A 15,848-nucleotide genomic window follows, 5' to 3' on the forward strand; every position below is an offset into this window, starting at 1 on the left:
GGGGGCCGGACAGGCGGCGCAAGCATGCCTTTCGGCCACGCGGGCCCCACACGTATCCGGCCCCGGAAGCCGTGGGGCTGCCGGGGCCGGAGGGACGTCTCGCGGGTCAGGCGTCGACGCGGTTCCGCTCCCCCGCCGGGACCGCCACGGTGAGCGTGTTGCCCGGGGGCGGGAAGGGGCAGATGAAGTGATCGGCAAAGGCACAGGGCGGCAGCAGGGCGCGGTTGAAGTCGACCCGCACGCCGCCGTCCCCGTCCGGTGCGCCGGGGCGCAGGAAACGGAAGCGGTAGCTGCCGTTCCCGCTGGTGGCGTCGGCGAAGACGGCCCACAGGGAACCGTCGGGCTCGACCGCCACCTGGAGCGTGTGCTCGTCCCCGTCCACCGTGAAGGCGAGCTCCCCGCCGAGCCCGAGCCCCCGCTCGACCCCGTCGGCGTTGGCCACCCGCAGGGTCCGGTCGCCGTCGTACGGACGGAAGGTGCCGGGCAGCGCCCAGCGGGGGTCGTACGGGGTGGCCTCAATGGTCGAGAAGGCGTGCCGGGCCGGCGAGTCCGGGTCGAAGTCCCTTACCGCCCAGAGCCCTTCGCGGCGGAGCACCACCAGCCGCCGGACCCCCTGCGTCACCCGGGAGTCGTCGATGGGGCCGCGGTCCGCGCCGAGCCGGACCTCGCCGGTCAGCGGCCTGCCGTCGACAACGATGCCGTCGTCCGCGGTGGCCGTGAGGACCACCTCGTCGCCGTCCTCGCGCCAGTGACCCGGGACGGCCGGAATTCGCCCTTCCGGGTAGTCGGAGAGCCAGTGGGTTCCGGTCAGGGAGAGAGGGCCGTACGGGGCGGCGACCGCGACGACGCGCCCCGCGTGCCACCGCTGCCAGTCCCGCGCGGCGTCCGGGCCGCCAACCTGCTCCTGCTGCGTCGCGTCCGTACTCATGCGCTCAACCTTTCCATACGGCTCGGCGGGGCCGAGGTGCGACCGCGGCGGGGAGCCCCTGAAGCGACCCGGCGCGACCTGACGCCGCCTCAGCAGTCGCAGCCGCAGGATTCGCCGCAACAGCAGCAGCCCTCGCCGCACTGGCCGCAGCAGTTGCACACCTCGCAGCAGTCGCCGCAACTGTTGCACAGCCCCTCCCGCCGCTCCCGGCTCCAGGGGTCCTCGAAGGTCCCGCAGCACATCTGGCAGGTGCAGGCGAGTCCGGCCCACACCAGGCACCCGCCGATCAGCCCGCGCCGGTCACGGGGCGGCTGCGGCGGGGGCGGCGGGGAGCCCGGGCTCCCAGGAGCGTACGGATGACCCGGCGGCGGCCCGAAGGCTCCGTCCGGGGTCAGCAGCCCCCGGCCCTCCCCGGGCTGCCGGTGCGAGCAGGACGAGGAGCCGAACGCCCGGTCGACCGAGCGCCGCAGTTCGTGCGCGAGCAGCACGTGGATGAGCCTGCCGTCCACGAACTCCACCTCGCGCAGCGCGAGCCGTACGCCGTGCAGCGCGTCGTCACACAGCCGGCGCGCCTCGGTGAGCGGGGTGCCGGTCACGGTGAGAGGGTTCCAGGCGCCCGACGCGGCGTCAGCTTCCCGGTCCTCCACGGCGTCCAGCAGGTGCGCGAGCCGCCCGAAGAGCCTGCCCGCCTCCGCGAGCGGCGCGGTGTTCTGCGGCTTGCCCGCGAGGTGGGCGGTGTGGGCGAAGGCTGCGGCGGTGGCCGTCTCGGTGGGTTCGGTGACCGTCAGCAGCGGGGTGCCGGGCCCGGCGAGCGTCTCGATCCCGGTCTGCCGGTCGACCGCGTCGACCAGGAGGGCGGTGTCGAAGCCGAGTGCGGCCCCGGTCCGGGCGCCCGCGCGGTCCCAGCCCGCGGCCACCCGGCGCGCGGCGGCGGCGACCGGGCGGCGGGCCAACACCCCGTCCCGGTCGGCGACGTGGTCGCGGACCTTCGCCGAGGCGAGGACGAGCGAGACAGCGGCGGCGAGCCTGGCCCCCTCACCCCGGGCGACCGGGGCGGTGCGCATGGCACGCAGCGGGCAGGGGCCCGCGGTGCGGCGTCCGGCCGGGGTGAGGCCCCTCTGAGCCTCCGTCAGAACCGAGACGATCAGACCATCATAGTTTGTGACAATCCGGGCGAACTGTCCGTGATCCGCCCTCAGGGCCAGGCAGAGACCGCAGAGATGGGCCATCCACTCGGTCCGGAGCCCCTCGGAGAGCCGGTGCGCACAGGGCCTGACGATTCCGAACACGACGATCCCCCGCGAGCTGTTCCGGCCGGTGCGCGCCGCTCGTGCACCGGAGCGTCGTGCATCGTATCGAGCGATCCGTTCACCCGTACGTCCCCTCCATCACCCGTACGGACCGGAGCATCGTATTTTCCTTTCACAACCCGCCTTATACGGTCAGAAACCTGACGAACTGCCACATCTTCTGCACCAGTACCGTCACGAATCACCTGCGCGCCGACTATCCACTTGGCGCGGTATCCGCATCATGGACGACCATAGGGATACGAAAGAGATGCGGAACACCAAGGAACCGCGGTGAGAGGAGGCGTCCATGGGATCGGTGCGCAAGGCGAGTGCCTGGCTGGGCCTCGTAGAGGACAACGACGAGCGGTACTACGACGACGAGTACGCCGAGGGCGCGGAGACCGGCACGAACAACCAGGCCTGGGTCACCGACCCACGGGTGCAGGTGGCCGCCGAGGCGGCCGAGGAGCAGGACCGCCGGATCGCCACGGTGACCCCGGACAGCTTCCGGGACGCCCGGGCCATCGGTGAGCTGTTCCGGGACGGTGTCCCGGTGATCGTCAACCTCACGGCCATGGACCCCGCCGACGCCAAGCGCGTGGTGGACTTCGCCGCCGGGCTGATCTTCGGTCTGCGCGGTTCGATCGACCGGGTGGCCACCCGGGTCTTCCTGCTGTCCCCGGCCGACACCCAGGTGGTGGCCGGTGAAGCCGCCGGCCGTACGACCGACGGCTTCTTCAACCAGAGCTGAGCAGGGCGCTCGCCGGAAAGTTCCGGTCAGCGTCTCCGGTCGGCGCGCCCCTTCGGACGTGCCGGGGTCACCGGAAGGCGTCGAGACCGGTGAGCGCCTTGCCCAGCACCAGCTGGTGCATCTCCACGGTGCCCTCGTAGGTGAGCACCGACTCCAGATTCGTGGCGTGCCGCATCACCGGATACTCCAGCGAGATCCCGTTGGCCCCGAGGATCGTGCGCGCGGTGCGGCAGATCTCGATGGCCTCCCGCACGTTGTTGAGCTTGCCGAAGCTGACCTGCTCGGGGCGGAGCCGTCCCGCGTCCATGCGCCTCCCCAGATGGTGGGCGAGCAGGATGCCCTTGTGCAGCTCCAGGGCCATGTCCGCCAGCTTGGCCTGGGTGAGCTGGAAGCCGCCGATCGGCCGGCCGAACTGTTCGCGGCTCCTCGCGTAGTCGAGGGCCGACTCGAAACTGGCCCGCGCCGCGCCCATGGCGCCCCAGACGATGCCGTACCGCGCGTGGCTCAGACAGCTGAGCGGGCCGCGCAGCCCCTTCGCGCCCGGGAGCACCGCGTCGGCGGGCAGCCGGACCCCGTCCATGACCAGTTCGCTGGTGACCGAGGCGCGCAGCGACCACTTGTGCCGGATCTCCGGGGCGGAGAAGCCGGGAGTGCCGGTCGGAACGACGAAGCCGCGGATGCCCCGGCCCTCGTCGCCCTCGTCGGTCTGCGCCCAGACGATCGCGACCCCGGCGACCGAGCCGTTGGTGATCCACATCTTGCGGCCGGTGAGCACCCAGTCCTCGCCGTCGCGCTTGGCGTACGTCCGCATCCCGGCCGGGTCGGAGCCGTGGTCCGGCTCGGTCAGGCCGAAGCAGCCGATGATCTCGCCGGACGCCATGCCGGGCAGCCACCGCTGCTTCTGCTCCTCGGAGCCGAAACGGTGGATCGCGTACATGGCGAGCGAGCCCTGTACGGAGACGAGCGAGCGGATCCCGGAGTCGGCGGCCTCCAGCTCCAGGCAGGCGAGACCGTACTGGACGGCGCTCGCCCCGGCGCAGCCGTAGCCCTCCAGCGACATGCCGAGCGCCCCCAGCGCCCCGAGTTCGCGGGCCAGCTCCCGGATGCCGGGCAGCTCGCCGTTCTCGTACCACTCGGCGATGTGCGGCAGGACGCGGTCGGCGGCCCAGGTGCGGACGGTGTCGCGGATCGCGAGGTCGTCGGGGCCGAGCAGGTCGTCGATGCCGAGGGGATCCGATGCGTCGAACGGCGGGAGCTTCGACGGCTTCGCGGACTCGGTGCTGGACATGAGGGTGCCTCCGGCGGCTCGCACGGTGCTCGGAGGACCGGGAGACACCCCCGCCCTCCGGAAACTAGCAGTGGTAGTCAGGGCGTTCGTGCTGACGTTACGGCTCAGCGTGCCGCTCGTCCAGAGCCGGCCGCCTCGGCGGGCTCGCGCCGCGCGGGCAGCGTCAGACGCGGGGCCGGGCGCTCCTGGACGGCCGGGGCGACCGGCCGGACGGCGTCGGTGTCGGCCCGGAGACAGGGCTCCTTCGGCGGGCAGTCCATGGCCTTCGGCAGCCGCAGCGCGGCGAGCGCGCCGAGCAGCAGCAGCCCGGCGCTGACGAAGAGCGTGATGTGGAGTCCGCCGACGAAAGCGTGCCGGGCCGTGGAGCGCAGCAGCTCGCCCATCGGACCGCCCAGCTGCGCGGCGACCTGGTAGGCCTCACCCAGCGAGTGGGAGGCCTCGGCGCCCGCCCGGGCGGGGACGCCCTTCTCGCGCAGGGAGGCGAGGCCGGGGGCGTAGGCCGCGTTCATGACACTGCCGAGCAGGGCGATGCCGAGGCCCGCGCCCAGCTGGTACGAGGTCTCGCCGATCGCCGCCGCGCCACCGGCACGCTCCGGCGGGGCGTCGCTGAGCATCGACTCGTACGCCCCGAAGAGCGTCGTCTGAAGTCCGAAGCCGAGCAGGACGAAGGCGCAGGTCAGCAGGGCGGGCCGGTCGTGGTGGCCCATCGAGGTGAGCAGCAGCACCGAGGATGCGGTGAGGACGAAGCCCCAGCCCACCATGCGGCGCGGGCCCAGCCGGCGCAGGGTGTACGAGCCGGTGGCTCCCGCGGCCATCGCGGCGAACGTCAGCGGCAGCAGCCGCAGCCCGGTCTCCAGCGGGCTGAGCCCCAGCACCAGCTGGAGGTACTGCACGGCGATCAGCTGGAGGCCGACCAGGGCCAGCATGGCGAGGACGATGCAGCCGACGGCGGTGGAGAAGGCCGGGCGGGCGAACATCGTGATGTCGATGAGCGGATGCGTACGGCGCTTCTGGCGGCGCACGAACACGATCAGGAGCGCGAGGCCGAGGGCGAGCGGGCCGAGCGCGACCGGGTCGAGGAGGCTCGCGCCGCCGCCGAGGCGCTTGACGCCGAGGACGACCCCGAGCACTCCGGCGGCGGCGGTCAGCGCGCCCAGCACGTCCCACGGGCCGTCGGCGCCGCCGCGCGACTCGGGCAGCAGCCAGCGGCCCAGCGGCAGGATCACGGCCATCAGCGGGATGTTGATCAGGAAGACCGAGCCCCACCAGAAGTGCTCGACCAGGAAGCCGCCGATGACCGGCCCGGTGGCCGCCCCGACCGCGGCGACCGCGGTCCACACCCCGATCGCGAGCGCCCGCTCCCGGCGGTCGGGGAATACCTGGCGCAGGATCGACAGGGTGGCGGGCATGATCATCGCGCCGCCGACGCCGAGCAGGGCGCGGGCCGCTATGAGGACGCCGGGGGTGTCGGCCGTCGCGGCGAGCGCGGAGGCGATGGCGAAGATCGCGTAGCCGAGGAGCAGGACCCGGCGTCTGCCGATCCGGTCACCCAGCGTGCCGAAGAGGATGAGCAGCGAGGCGCAGACCAGGGGGTAGGAGTCGACGATCCACAGCAGGGCGGGTCCGCTCGGGCGCAGGTCCTCGGTGACGGCCGGAACGGCGACGTGGAGCACGGTGGCGTCCAGTGCGACGACCAGGAGACTGAGGCAGAGGACCACGAGGACGACCCAGCGATTGGCGTCGGCGGCGGCTCGGCGCAGCCGGACTCCGGCCGTGGTCGTCCCGGACATCTACGTACCTCCCGATGAGTCCCTCGCGCTCGGCGGACCGACGGTGATGTGGGGCGCGCCCCTGGGGGGGTCCTGCCGATCACCTCGGGCCCGGCATCGACGGGCGAGTGCGCCGTCAGCGTACGCGAGTTCGGTGAGGTCACACGTGGTCCACCTCATACCCCGGTCCGCCACACAGTGTGTCGTACGCCACGCCGGGACCGTACGGGGGCTCCCCGGCCCGGCGTGCGCCCGGGCCTCCGGAGGGCTGGGCGCACGGGCGCGCCCCTCCCCCCGAATGGCGGGATCAATTCCGGCGGATTCCCGCGGAGCCAATTCATCGGGAGATCAAACACGCTTCCGAACGGGACCCGCGGGCAATTGGCCGCAAGATCACGGAGATTCTCCTCCGCCCCCGAAAAAGAAGCCGTTCTGAGACAAAGTCCACATCACATCGTCATCACAAAGCGGCCGGATTGGCCTGCTCGCACACTCACTCGCTGTAACGTCGATTGGGTGCGTACCGACATCTTTGCCCGGCTGGACCGGGAGCCGGAACCGCCGAAGATAGAGCCACCGCGGATGAGCCGTCACCGCATCGCCCTCTTCGGCGGGACGTTGGCGTTCTATCTCGCCATCGTCTTCGCGGTCCTGGTCACCTCCTGGCTGGTGGCCCTGGACTGGAAGGTCATGCTGTTCCGGCCCTACCAGCAGTGGCCCGAACTGCACCCCTTCCTCGACTACTACGTCGTGCTCGGCCAGCGCGGCCCCACGGCGGTGATGGTCGCCTGCTGGCTGGGGTGGCGCTCCTGGCGTCAGCACACACTCCGCCCGCTGCTGGTCCTCGGCACGTCCCTGCTGCTGCTCAATGTGACGGTGGGCGCGGTCAAGCTGGGCCTCGGGCGGCTGGGCCCGCACTACGCGACGCAGATCGGCTCGGCCGAGATGTTCGCCGGCGGCGATATATTTCCTTCGGGACACACCGCCAACGCCGTCGTGACCTGGGGAATCCTGGCCTATCTGGCCACCACGCCACGTGCCAGGCGCTATCTGTCGGCCCTCTCCGCGACGGTCTCGCTGGGCGTCGGCCTCACCACCGTCTACATCGGTACGCACTGGCTCAGCGATGTCCTGCTGGGCTGGGCGGCCGGGCTGCTGATCCTGCTGGCACTGCCCTGGTTCGAGCCGCTGATCGCGCGGACCGAGGCCTGGATCTTCGCGATGCGCCAGAGGTGGCGCGAGCGCCTCGGCGGCTCCCGTCCGGAGCCCGCCGCCGAGGAGGGCCCGCAGCCGGTGCTGCTCCCCCAGTCGCTCGGCGCCGGCGGCCTCGCCACCGAGGCCGCCGCGATCGATCCGGCCCTTGCCGCCGGTCATCCGGCACCTGGGGGCAGGGCCCGGGCCCACGCGGCGCAGCCCGTGCGGCCGGGCCGCTGAACGCCCCCGCCCCGTTGCCGCGGGGACGGTACGCACACCCCGGCCCCGCACGCCGAAGGCCCCGACCACGGTCGGGGCCTTCGGCCGTCGAGGGGTGTGCGGCGGTTCAGCCCACCCAGCAGCGCGTCACGGTGCCGTCCTCGACCTGGAAGTTGATGCGCCCGTGGCGGAACTCCATGGTGAGGAAGGTGCCCGGCGGAACCGCCCGGACCGTGTCCCAGCCGCGGCTTCTCGCCTGCTGCTCGGCGGCGTCGGCGCCGAGACCGACGTACGAATCGGCGGCGTCGTCCGGCTGTGCTGGAGGGGTCGGTAGAGATGCCATGCCCTCACCGTAGGCGGCCCCGGACCGTGACGGAAGGCCGGGCCGGGAGGGGACGCCGTGCATCTCCGGATGCCGTGGCGGTCACGCTTGTGTCACAGGATTCCCACACCTGTATACCGGTGGCTTTTCACTCGAACGGGCCGCCCGGAAGCATCTGTACGAAATGACCGACGCCCCGGATCGGCCCGGTGACGGAGGTCGTGACGGCACTCCGGAATCACCGGGATGACCTTCTTCTTTTCCATCCGGGCGGGTCATCACCCGAATGGCCGGGCACCGCGATTTTCCCCGTTCCTTGAACGGGACCCGCTTTTCTTCACGCTTCTCTCACTTCTCGTGCGGGAGCACGCTTCCCGCACGAGGGCGCACGACCGGAGTCTCACGATCCGCCGAGCGCGCGGGTGAGCCGGTCCCGGGCCTCCCGCATCACCTCGGTGAGCTCGGGCGGTTCGACGACCTCGAAATCGATCCCCATCATCAGCACGTGGATCACCAGCACCTCAAGATTCGGAGCGCCCGCGGTGAGCCGGCAGGTGTCCGCGTCCACGGCCTCCAGCACCCCGGCGGACGGCGACACCCGCCGGGCCGCCTCCGCCAGCGGAGCCTTCAGCAGGATGACCGCCCGGGCCGCGTAGGCGGAGACCGCGACGCCCCGGGAGACGTACGCCGCCAGGTCCTCGGAGGGCGGGGTGCGCGGGGAGAAGCGGGGGCCGTGCGGCGGGGTGGGGGTGATCCGGTCCGCCCGGAAGGTACGCCAGTCCGCCCGGTCCAGGTCCCACGCCACCAGGTACCAGCGGCGCTCGGTGCAGACGAGCCGGTGCGGCTCCACGGTCCGGCGCGAGACCTCCCCGCCGTGGGTGCGGTAGGCGAACCGCAGCCGCTCGGCGTCCCGGCAGGCGCTCGCCAGCTCGGTGAGTACGGCCGGATCGACGGCGGAGGCGTCCGGCCCGTGGACCATCGGCACGGTGAACGCGCCGAGTGCGCTCACCCGGCGGCGCAACCGGTTCGGCAGCACCTGCTCAAGCTTGGCGAGCGCCCGTACGGAGGACTCACCGATGCCCTCGACACCATGGCCGGCCGCCGTGCGCAGGCCCACGGCGACCGCGACGGCCTCCTCGTCGTCCAGGAGCAGCGGCGGCAGCTGCGCGCCCGCCCCGAGCTGGTAGCCGCCGCCGGTGCCCCGGCTGGCGTTCACCGGGTAGCCGAGCTCGCGCAGCTTGTCGACGTCCCGCCGCAGGGTGCGCGGAGTGACGCCGAGCCGGTCGGCGAGATCGGCGCCGGACCAGTCCCGGTGGGCCTGGAGCAGTGAGAGCAGGCGCAGCAGCCGTGCCGAGGTCTCCAACATGCGGGAGAGTCTGCCAGGGCTTGCGGACAGTTTGTGTCCGCAAGCCCTCATCCGGCGGCGGGTGAGGACGCAAGCCGTACGCAGAGATCGTTGTCGGCGGTGTAGCAGGGTGTGGCGAGCACCCCGTCGGCGGCCGCGCGGCCCGGGTAGACGAAGGACTTGTTGCGGGACCAGACGTCGTCCAGGATGCGCGAGATCCTGACCCCGGCCGCCCGCTCGGCCGGAACCAGCCACAGCTGCCAGAGCTGCTCCCCACGCACCGGCCCGGTGACCAGCGCGGCGAACGGCAGAGCGAAGGCGAAGCCGCCGGACGGCGCGCCCGGCGAGCTGAGCGGGAAGCGGTGCACCTGCTCAGGCTCGCCGGGGAGCCGAGCTTCGACGACCGCCGTCTCCCCCGCCGTGACGCCGTACAGCACGCCCTCGGCCGTCATGCCCGACGGGCCGACGGCGATGGCCCCCGCCTCGGCGTGCGGGGCGCGGACCCAGCAGCGCAGTGCGAGCCGGCCGTCAGCGGTCGGGTAGGGGACCCGGGCGCTGACCTCGGGGGTACGGGTGTCCGGGCTGCGGTCGACGAGGGCGCGCAGATCCCGCAGTCCCGGCTCGACGGTCCGGGTGCCCTCGCCCCCGGGCTCCTGGACATAAGCGTCCCAGCGCCCCTCGGTCAGTGCGGTGGTGGACGGCAGGACGGCCCGCAGCCGCCGTCCGGGCCCGGACGGGCTGAGCGGGAGCCGCACCGTACCGCCGGGGCGGCTGCCCGCCGCGCCCCGGCGGCGCAGCAGCAGTACGGCGTCCGGATCGGGGGCGGCCGCGGGGGCCAGGTCGAAGGTGAGCGCTCCGGCCGGATCGGCGGCGCAGTCGGCGCGTACGGCGGCTGTGGCGGTGGCGTCGGTCATGCGGCCCTTCCCCTGCGGAGTACGTCAGCGGCCTTGTAGCGCAGGGCGTACGCCCCGTCGAGCACGCTGCCCCGGGTGCGGTGCAGCGCGGTGCGCAGGGCGCTGTGGCCCCGGCCCTGCGCGCCGCGGGCGACGAGCTCGGTGAACAGGCTCTCGTGGCGCTCGGCGATCCGCGCCGGGTCGAAGCGTGCCGATGCGTCGAGCGCCGCCCGGCCCATCCGGTGGCGCAGTTCGTCGTTCTCGATCAGCTGGAGCAGCGCGGCGGCGATCGCGTCGGGGTCGCCCACCGGTACGAGTCGGCCGTCGGCGCCGTCCTCGATGATCTCGGCCGGTCCGTGCGGGCAGTCGGTGGCGACGACGGGCAGGCCGCCGCGCATCGCCTCGACGATGGTCATGCCGAAGGACTCGCGGTCCGAAGCGACGGCGGCGATCGACCCCTTGGGCCACTCGGCCTCCATCGGGTTGGCCGAGCCCATCAGGAACACGTGGTTGTGCAGGCCGAGTTCGTCGATGAGTGCGCGCAGGGCGGCCTGTTCGTCGCCGGTCGCGTCCCCGCCGCCGTAGATCCGCAGCCGCCAGTCCGGGCGGGCGGCTGAGACCTGGGCGAAGGCCCGTACGAGCAGGTCGTAGCGCTTGACCCGGGTCAGCCGGCCCGCCGCGACGACCCACTTCAGGTCGCCCCCCGCGGGCGGACAGGCGGGCTCGGGGACCGCGTTGGGGATGGCCTCGATCCGGACACCGGGCAGCTTCAGGCGGCTTCGGTAGTCGTCGGCGTCGGCGCGGGTGACCGTGGTGAGCGCGTCGAGCAGGGTGTACCGGTGGGCGATCTCACGGCGCAGCCGGTAGCTGTGGCTGTCCAGCGTCAGGTGCTCCTGCCCCACGCGTACCGGCCCGCGGCGGGTCTGGCGGCTGAGGTGGACGTTGAGTCCGGGGCGGGTCCCGACGACGACGTCCGCCTCGATTCCCTGGAGGTGGGCGGCGATCCGGGCATCGGTGAGCCGACTGTACTGCCTGTGCCGGCTGTCGCCGCGCGGGAACACCGCGGCGGGCCGCGCGTGTTCGGCGGCATCCCCGTCGTAGGCCGCGCTCTTCTTGCGCAGGTCCACGAGGTGGCGCAGCGTCACGCCCTCGGGTGCGCCGAGGGCGGGTGCCTCGCGGTGGCGGAAGACCGACACGATCTCGACGTCGTGCTGTTCGGCGAGCGTGCGGGCGAGCGTGAAGGTCGTCCGGATTGTTCCCCCGATCCCATAAGCATTGTGAAGAAGAAACGAAATATGCATGGTGTCGCTGTTTTCCCCCTGGTCGACCTGATCTGCCAGGCTGCGCTTCCCGGCAGATTTCCCCTCTGTTCACCGGTCTGTTCACCGGCGCTTCCCTCCGAGCTTGACGGGGAACGATGTCGGGAGGTTGCCCGCACCCGGGTAAAACCTCCGGAAGGCGCGCCGCAGGCGGCCACGGACGGCGCTCGACCCGTGCGTCGACTCCTCGACGTACCGATGTGTCGACCTGTGCCGCACTTCCGTCCGCTCCGGTGCGTGACCCCGGCCACAGCTCCCGCGTTGTCTTTTCATGAGTCGGGAACCGCCCGGCCCACGCACCGAGTTCGAGGAGCCACCCGTGCCGCGCATGCTCGACGTCAGCCAGGACGTACGCGCCGAGATCGGCGACGACGAAGCCGACCGGCTGCTCGTCGGCGACGACACCCCCGGCAGTTACGACTGCACTTCCTGCCGCACCCCCGGCGACTCCGACCAGGAACGCACCAGCACGGTGCTGTTCATCGGGGACGAGACCGCCGTGCTCGCGTTCGCCCACGCGACGTGCATCCCTTCGCAGGTCGTCAAGGTCGCGGAAGAACAGCTTCAGGGCGCGGTGCGCAGCATCACCGGCAGCGAGCAGAAGACAACGGAGGGGCTCATGCCCGAACAGGCCGTCCTCGGCATCACCAGCGGACTCGTCCTCATCGAGGACGATCTCCGCCCGGCCCTGGTCGTCGAACCGACCGGTCCGGTCGCCCGGCCCGGCACCGACGGCAGCGGGGGTGACGAATTTCTCCAGCTGCTGCTGGAGCAGGGCTTCCGCCCCGCCGATCTGAACGGGCTCCCCGAGGTCCTCCCCGGCTGGTCCGTGCTGCTGGCGGTGGGCCAGCTGCACGCCGTGCTCCAGCCGAGCGCGGGCGGCGGAAACCCGGTCGCCTGGTGGCAGGCCCACCAGCCGCTCCAGGTGACCGAGGGCTGGCGGGCCGCGGTCAACAAGACGCAGACGGTCCTCGTCTTCGCCGCCCCGGCCGGGACGATCGGCCAGCAGCCGCGCGAGGACCTGCTCCGGGACGCCCTGGAGAAGGCCGCGGTCAACGGGCTCCTGGTCGCCGCCACGATGCCGCTGGCCGGGACCTGAGCATGACCGCCCAGCTCGGGCACCCCCGCCGAACAGCGTTTTCTCCGGTGGGGCCGCATCCGACGGGCGGTGAGGTCGTTGGCACCTACGTGCACTCATACGACTCCCCCCGCCAGCATCAGAGTCAGATCCCCGCCATGCGTCCTTCGCAGGATCCGTCGGGGGGCCTGTCCCCCACCCCGATCTACGACGCGCTGTACTCCGAGTACCGGCGCTCGTTCCGGGCGTTGCCGGGCGACCGGAGCGGCGAGGAGAATCTGGGCTTTCCTGCCTTCGGTGCCGGTCTCTTCGCCTCCAGGACCCCGCTGAGCGGCCACCAGGCCCCGTCCGGGTACGGCGGCCACAGCGGCTACGGGGGGCAGAGCCAGCACACCGGGAGCCTCGGCTCCTGGCAGCGGGTGGGTCGGCACGCGAGTCGGCCCGGCCCAGCGGCGCTGCCGCCGGGGTTGCGGGACTCCTGAGCGCACGAAGCCCCGGACCGCTCCCTGTCAGCGGGGGCGGTCCGGGGCTTCGTCGTGCCGTCGTGCTACTTGTTGCGGCCGCGCTTCTCGCGGACCCGGACGGAGATGTGGATCGGGGTGCCCTCGAAGCCGAACTCCTCACGCAGCCGGCGCTCGACGAAGCGGCGGTAGCCGTGCTCCAGGAAGCCGGAGGCGAAGAGCACGAAGCGCGGCGGCTTGGTGCCCGCCTGGGTGCCGAAGAGGATGCGCGGCTGCTTGCCACCGCGGACCGGGTGCGGGTGGGAGGCGACGATCTCACCGAGGAAGGCGTTCAGCCGGCCGGTGGGGACGCGGGTCTCCCAGCCCTCCAGGGCGGTCTCGATCGCCGGGACCAGCTTCTCCATGTGGCGGCCGGTGACGGCGGAGACGTTGACGCGCGGGGCCCAGGAGATCTGTGCGAGCTCCGTCTCGATCTCGCGCTCCAGGTAGTAGCGGCGCTCCTCGTCGAGGGTGTCCCACTTGTTGAACGCCACGACGAGCGCGCGCCCGGCCTCCACGGCCATGGTGATGATGCGCTGGTCCTGGACGCTGATGGACTCGCTGGAGTCGATCAGGACGACGGCGACCTCGGCCTTCTCCACAGCGGCGGCCGTACGCAGCGAGGCGTAGTAGTCCGCGCCCTCCTGGAGGTGGACGCGGCGGCGGATGCCCGCCGTGTCGATGAACTTCCAGGTGATGCCGCCGAGCTTGATCAGCTCGTCGACCGGGTCGCGGGTGGTGCCCGCCAGTTCGTTGACGACGACCCGGTCCTCGCCCGCGACCTTGTTCAGCAGGGAGGACTTGCCGACGTTCGGGCGGCCGATCAGGGCGATGCGGCGGGGGCCGCCGAGGACGCCGTTGCCGAAGGTCTGGGCCGGAGCCTCCGGGAGGGCTTCGAGGACCGCGTCGAGCATGTCGCCGGTGCCGCGGCCGTGCAGTGAGGAGACCGGGTAGGGCTCGCCGAGGCCGAGCGACCACAGGGCGGTGGCGTCCGCCTCGCCGCTCTGGCCGTCGACCTTGTTGGCGCAGAGCACGACGGGCTTGCCCGCCCGGCGCAGCAGCTTGACGACGGCCTCGTCGGTGTCGGTGGCGCCGACGGTCGAGTCGACGACGAAGACGACCGCGTCGGCCGTCTCGATGGCGTACTCGGCCTGGGCGGCGACGGAGGCGTCGAGGCCCAGCACGTCCTGCTCCCAGCCGCCGGTGTCGACGACCTTGAAGCGGCGCCCGGCCCACTCGGCCTCGTAGCTGACGCGGTCGCGGGTGACGCCGGGCTTGTCCTGCACGACCGCCTCGCGGCGGCCGATGATCCGGTTCACCAGGGTCGACTTGCCGACATTGGGGCGGCCGACGACCGCGAGGACGGGAAGCGGGCCGTGACCGGCCTCGTCCAGGGCGCCTTCGACCTCTTCGAGGTCGAAGCCCTCCTGCGCGGCGAGCTCCATGAACTCCGCGAACTCGGCATCGCCAAGTGCTCCGTGCTCGTGGCCCGAGCCCTCGGAGTGAATCTGGTCGTTCATGAAGTCCGTTCCTCTTTGCATCATCATCGATGGACCGCGATCAGCGCGGTCCACTACTCAAGTCTGGCCTATCGCCCGGTGAGGCGCTTGGCACTTTCCAGGTGGGCGGTGAGCTTCGCCTGGATCCGCAGGGTCGCCTCGTCCAGCGCCCTGCGCGTACGCCGCCCGTCGCCGGCACTCGCGTCGAACGCGTCACCGAAGACGACGTCGACCCGGCTGCGCAGCGGGGGCAGCCCTCGTATCAACCGTCCACGACGCTCGGTGCTTCCCAGGACGGCGACGGGAACGATCGGCGCTCCGCCGCGCACCGCGAAGTACGCGAGTCCGGCCCGCAGTGAGGCGAAGTCTCCCTCGCCCCGGGTGCCCTCGGGGAAGATCCCGAGCGCCCCGCCGTTCTCCAGGACACCCAGCGCGTGGCTGATGGCGGTGCGGTCGACGGTCGTACGGTCCACCTCGATCTGTCCGATCCCGTGCAGGAACGGGTCCAGGGGCCCGACGAACGCCTCTTTCTTGATCAGGAAGTGCACCGGCCGGGGCGCGGTGCCCATCAGCATCGGTCCGTCGATGTTGTGGGAGTGGTTCACCGCGAGTATGACGGGTCCGGTGGCGGGGACGCGCCAGGCGCCGAGCACCCGGGGCTTCCACAGCCCGTACATCAGGCCGATGCCGATGGTGCGCCCGACGGCCGCTCCGCGCAGGGTGGGCGCGGCTGTGGCATCGCTCACGCGGCGACCCGCTTCTCCTCGACGAGGGTGACGACGCACTCGATGACCTGCTGGAGGGTCAGGTCGGTGGTGTCCACCTCGACGGCGTCGTCCGCCTTGGCGAGCGGCGAGGTCTTGCGGCCGGAGTCGGCCGCGTCCCGCTTGATCAGGGCCTCACGGGTGGCGGTCAGGTCCGAGCCCTTGACCTCGCCGCTGCGGCGGGCGGCGCGGGCCTCCGGGGAGGCGGTGAGGAAGATCTTGAGGTCGGCGTCGGGCAGCACGGTCGTGCCGATGTCCCGGCCCTCGACGACGATGCCGCCGGGCGCGGCCGCGGCGATGGAGCGCTGGAGTGCGGTGATGAGGGTGCGCACCTCGGGGATCGCGCTGACGGCGCTGACCTTGGAGGTGACCTCCTGGGTGCGGATCGGCCCGGAGGCGTCCTCGCCGTCGACGGTGATCGTCGGGGCGGAGGGGTCGGTGCCGGAGACGATCACGGGCTTGGCGGCCGCGGTGGCGATCTCCTCCGGGTTGCTCACGTCGATGCCGTTGTTCAGCATCCACCAGGTGATGGCCCGGTACTGCGCGCCCGTGTCCAGGTAGCTCAGGCCGAGCTTGGCGGCGACGGCCTTCGAGGTGCTCGACTTGCCGGTGCCCGAGGGCCCGTCGATGGCGACGATCACGGGGGAGCCTGCGGTTTCCACGGTGGTGGACACCTTCCTGGTACAC

General features: G+C 72.2%; 14 protein-coding genes and 1 pseudogene. 4 read left to right on the plus strand and 11 right to left on the minus strand.

Going from position 1 to position 15,848, the window contains the following annotated elements; translation table 11 throughout:
- Positions 1 to 106 precede the first annotated feature (106 nt).
- Both RI138_RS05160 and RI138_RS05165 read right to left on the minus strand, forming a co-directional pair.
- Positions 107 to 928 carry a DUF1684 domain-containing protein gene (locus tag RI138_RS05160; protein ID WP_311118946.1) on the minus strand — a complete coding sequence of 274 codons (822 nt, stop codon included), beginning with the start codon at positions 926 to 928 and terminating at the stop codon, positions 107 to 109.
- Between the two features lie 89 nt (positions 929 to 1,017).
- The gene (locus RI138_RS05165; RefSeq protein ID WP_311118947.1) at positions 1,018 to 2,217 is read right to left on the minus strand and encodes a DUF5685 family protein; all 1,200 of its coding nucleotides are present in this window, start codon (positions 2,215 to 2,217) and stop codon (positions 1,018 to 1,020) included.
- 310 nt (positions 2,218 to 2,527) lie between these two features.
- On the opposite strand from RI138_RS05165, the gene RI138_RS05170 reads away from it, so the two are divergent.
- Positions 2,528 to 2,971, plus strand: coding sequence for a cell division protein SepF (locus RI138_RS05170; RefSeq protein WP_096627766.1), 444 nt, complete (start codon positions 2,528 to 2,530; stop codon positions 2,969 to 2,971).
- A 67-nt stretch (positions 2,972 to 3,038) separates the two neighbouring features.
- On the opposite strand, the gene RI138_RS05175 is transcribed toward RI138_RS05170, so the two are convergent.
- Together RI138_RS05175 and RI138_RS05180 are read right to left on the minus strand one after the other, a co-directional pair.
- A complete protein-coding gene (locus RI138_RS05175) occupies positions 3,039 to 4,259 on the minus strand; it encodes an acyl-CoA dehydrogenase family protein (protein ID WP_311118948.1) in 1,221 nt (406 codons plus the stop codon).
- Positions 4,260 to 4,363: 104 nt separating this feature from the next.
- Entirely contained in the window at positions 4,364 to 6,049 is a 1,686-nt protein-coding gene (locus RI138_RS05180; RefSeq protein WP_311118949.1) for an MFS transporter, read from the minus strand.
- A 495-nt stretch (positions 6,050 to 6,544) separates the two neighbouring features.
- On the opposite strand from RI138_RS05180, the pseudogene RI138_RS05185 reads away from it, so the two are divergent.
- A pseudogene (locus RI138_RS05185) lies at positions 6,545 to 7,550 on the plus strand (phosphatase PAP2 family protein); the annotation flags it as partial.
- An 18-nt stretch (positions 7,551 to 7,568) separates the two neighbouring features.
- Here the strand turns inward: RI138_RS05185 and RI138_RS05190 are convergent.
- The 4 genes from RI138_RS05190 to RI138_RS05205 form a co-directional block, all read right to left on the minus strand.
- Positions 7,569 to 7,784: an I78 family peptidase inhibitor gene (locus RI138_RS05190; protein ID WP_096627879.1), complete on the minus strand. Its 216-nt coding sequence runs from the start codon at positions 7,782 to 7,784 to the stop codon at positions 7,569 to 7,571.
- Between the two features lie 379 nt (positions 7,785 to 8,163).
- The gene (locus tag RI138_RS05195; protein WP_311118951.1) at positions 8,164 to 9,129 is read right to left on the minus strand and encodes a helix-turn-helix transcriptional regulator; all 966 of its coding nucleotides are present in this window, start codon (positions 9,127 to 9,129) and stop codon (positions 8,164 to 8,166) included.
- A 47-nt stretch (positions 9,130 to 9,176) separates the two neighbouring features.
- Positions 9,177 to 10,022 (minus strand): transferase, encoded by an 846-nt coding sequence (locus tag RI138_RS05200; protein WP_311118952.1) that lies wholly within the window; start codon positions 10,020 to 10,022, stop codon positions 9,177 to 9,179.
- Complete coding sequence (locus RI138_RS05205; protein ID WP_311118953.1) at positions 10,019 to 11,302, minus strand: glycosyltransferase family 4 protein; 1,284 nt, start codon at positions 11,300 to 11,302, stop codon at positions 10,019 to 10,021. The genes RI138_RS05200 and RI138_RS05205 overlap by 4 nt, the downstream gene beginning before the upstream one ends.
- 337 nt (positions 11,303 to 11,639) lie before the next feature.
- On the opposite strand from RI138_RS05205, the gene RI138_RS05210 reads away from it, so the two are divergent.
- Both RI138_RS05210 and RI138_RS05215 read left to right on the plus strand, forming a co-directional pair.
- A complete protein-coding gene (locus RI138_RS05210; RefSeq protein WP_096627756.1) occupies positions 11,640 to 12,419 on the plus strand; it encodes a hypothetical protein in 780 nt (259 codons plus the stop codon).
- 137 nt (positions 12,420 to 12,556) lie between these two features.
- Positions 12,557 to 12,880, plus strand: coding sequence for a hypothetical protein (locus RI138_RS05215; protein ID WP_311118954.1), 324 nt, complete (start codon positions 12,557 to 12,559; stop codon positions 12,878 to 12,880).
- Positions 12,881 to 12,945: 65 nt separating this feature from the next.
- Here the strand turns inward: RI138_RS05215 and der are convergent, their stop codons facing one another.
- The 3 genes from der to cmk form a co-directional block, all read right to left on the minus strand.
- Positions 12,946 to 14,418, minus strand: coding sequence for a ribosome biogenesis GTPase Der (der, locus tag RI138_RS05220; RefSeq protein ID WP_311118955.1), 1,473 nt, complete (start codon positions 14,416 to 14,418; stop codon positions 12,946 to 12,948).
- 68 nt (positions 14,419 to 14,486) lie between these two features.
- A complete protein-coding gene (locus RI138_RS05225) occupies positions 14,487 to 15,143 on the minus strand; it encodes a lysophospholipid acyltransferase family protein (protein WP_311118956.1) in 657 nt (218 codons plus the stop codon).
- On the minus strand, positions 15,140 to 15,835 hold the full coding sequence (gene cmk, locus RI138_RS05230) for a (d)CMP kinase (RefSeq protein WP_311118957.1): 696 nt from the start codon (positions 15,833 to 15,835) through the stop codon (positions 15,140 to 15,142). The genes RI138_RS05225 and cmk overlap by 4 nt, the downstream gene beginning before the upstream one ends.
- Positions 15,836 to 15,848 lie beyond the last annotated feature (13 nt).

It is taken from the genome of Streptomyces durocortorensis (genome assembly GCF_031760065.1).
Classification (GTDB): domain Bacteria; phylum Actinomycetota; class Actinomycetes; order Streptomycetales; family Streptomycetaceae; genus Streptomyces.

Bases quoted from the DNA above. Each gene is read 5' to 3' on its own strand.
- RI138_RS05160 (WP_311118946.1), bottom strand. From the start codon at position 928: ATGAGTACGGACGCGACGCAGCAGGAGCAGGTTGGCGGCCCGGACGCC.
- RI138_RS05170 (WP_096627766.1), top strand. From the start codon at position 2,528: ATGGGATCGGTGCGCAAGGCGAGTGCCTGGCTGGGCCTCGTAGAGGAC.
- RI138_RS05175 (WP_311118948.1), bottom strand. From the start codon at position 4,259: ATGTCCAGCACCGAGTCCGCGAAGCCGTCGAAGCTCCCGCCGTTCGAC.
- RI138_RS05180 (WP_311118949.1), bottom strand. From the start codon at position 6,049: ATGTCCGGGACGACCACGGCCGGAGTCCGGCTGCGCCGAGCCGCCGCC.
- RI138_RS05190 (WP_096627879.1), bottom strand. From the start codon at position 7,784: ATGGCATCTCTACCGACCCCTCCAGCACAGCCGGACGACGCCGCCGAT.
- RI138_RS05195 (WP_311118951.1), bottom strand. From the start codon at position 9,129: ATGTTGGAGACCTCGGCACGGCTGCTGCGCCTGCTCTCACTGCTCCAG.
- RI138_RS05200 (WP_311118952.1), bottom strand. From the start codon at position 10,022: ATGACCGACGCCACCGCCACAGCCGCCGTACGCGCCGACTGCGCCGCC.
- RI138_RS05205 (WP_311118953.1), bottom strand. From the start codon at position 11,302: ATGCATATTTCGTTTCTTCTTCACAATGCTTATGGGATCGGGGGAACA.
- RI138_RS05215 (WP_311118954.1), top strand. From the start codon at position 12,557: ATGCGTCCTTCGCAGGATCCGTCGGGGGGCCTGTCCCCCACCCCGATC.
- der (WP_311118955.1), bottom strand. From the start codon at position 14,418: ATGAACGACCAGATTCACTCCGAGGGCTCGGGCCACGAGCACGGAGCA.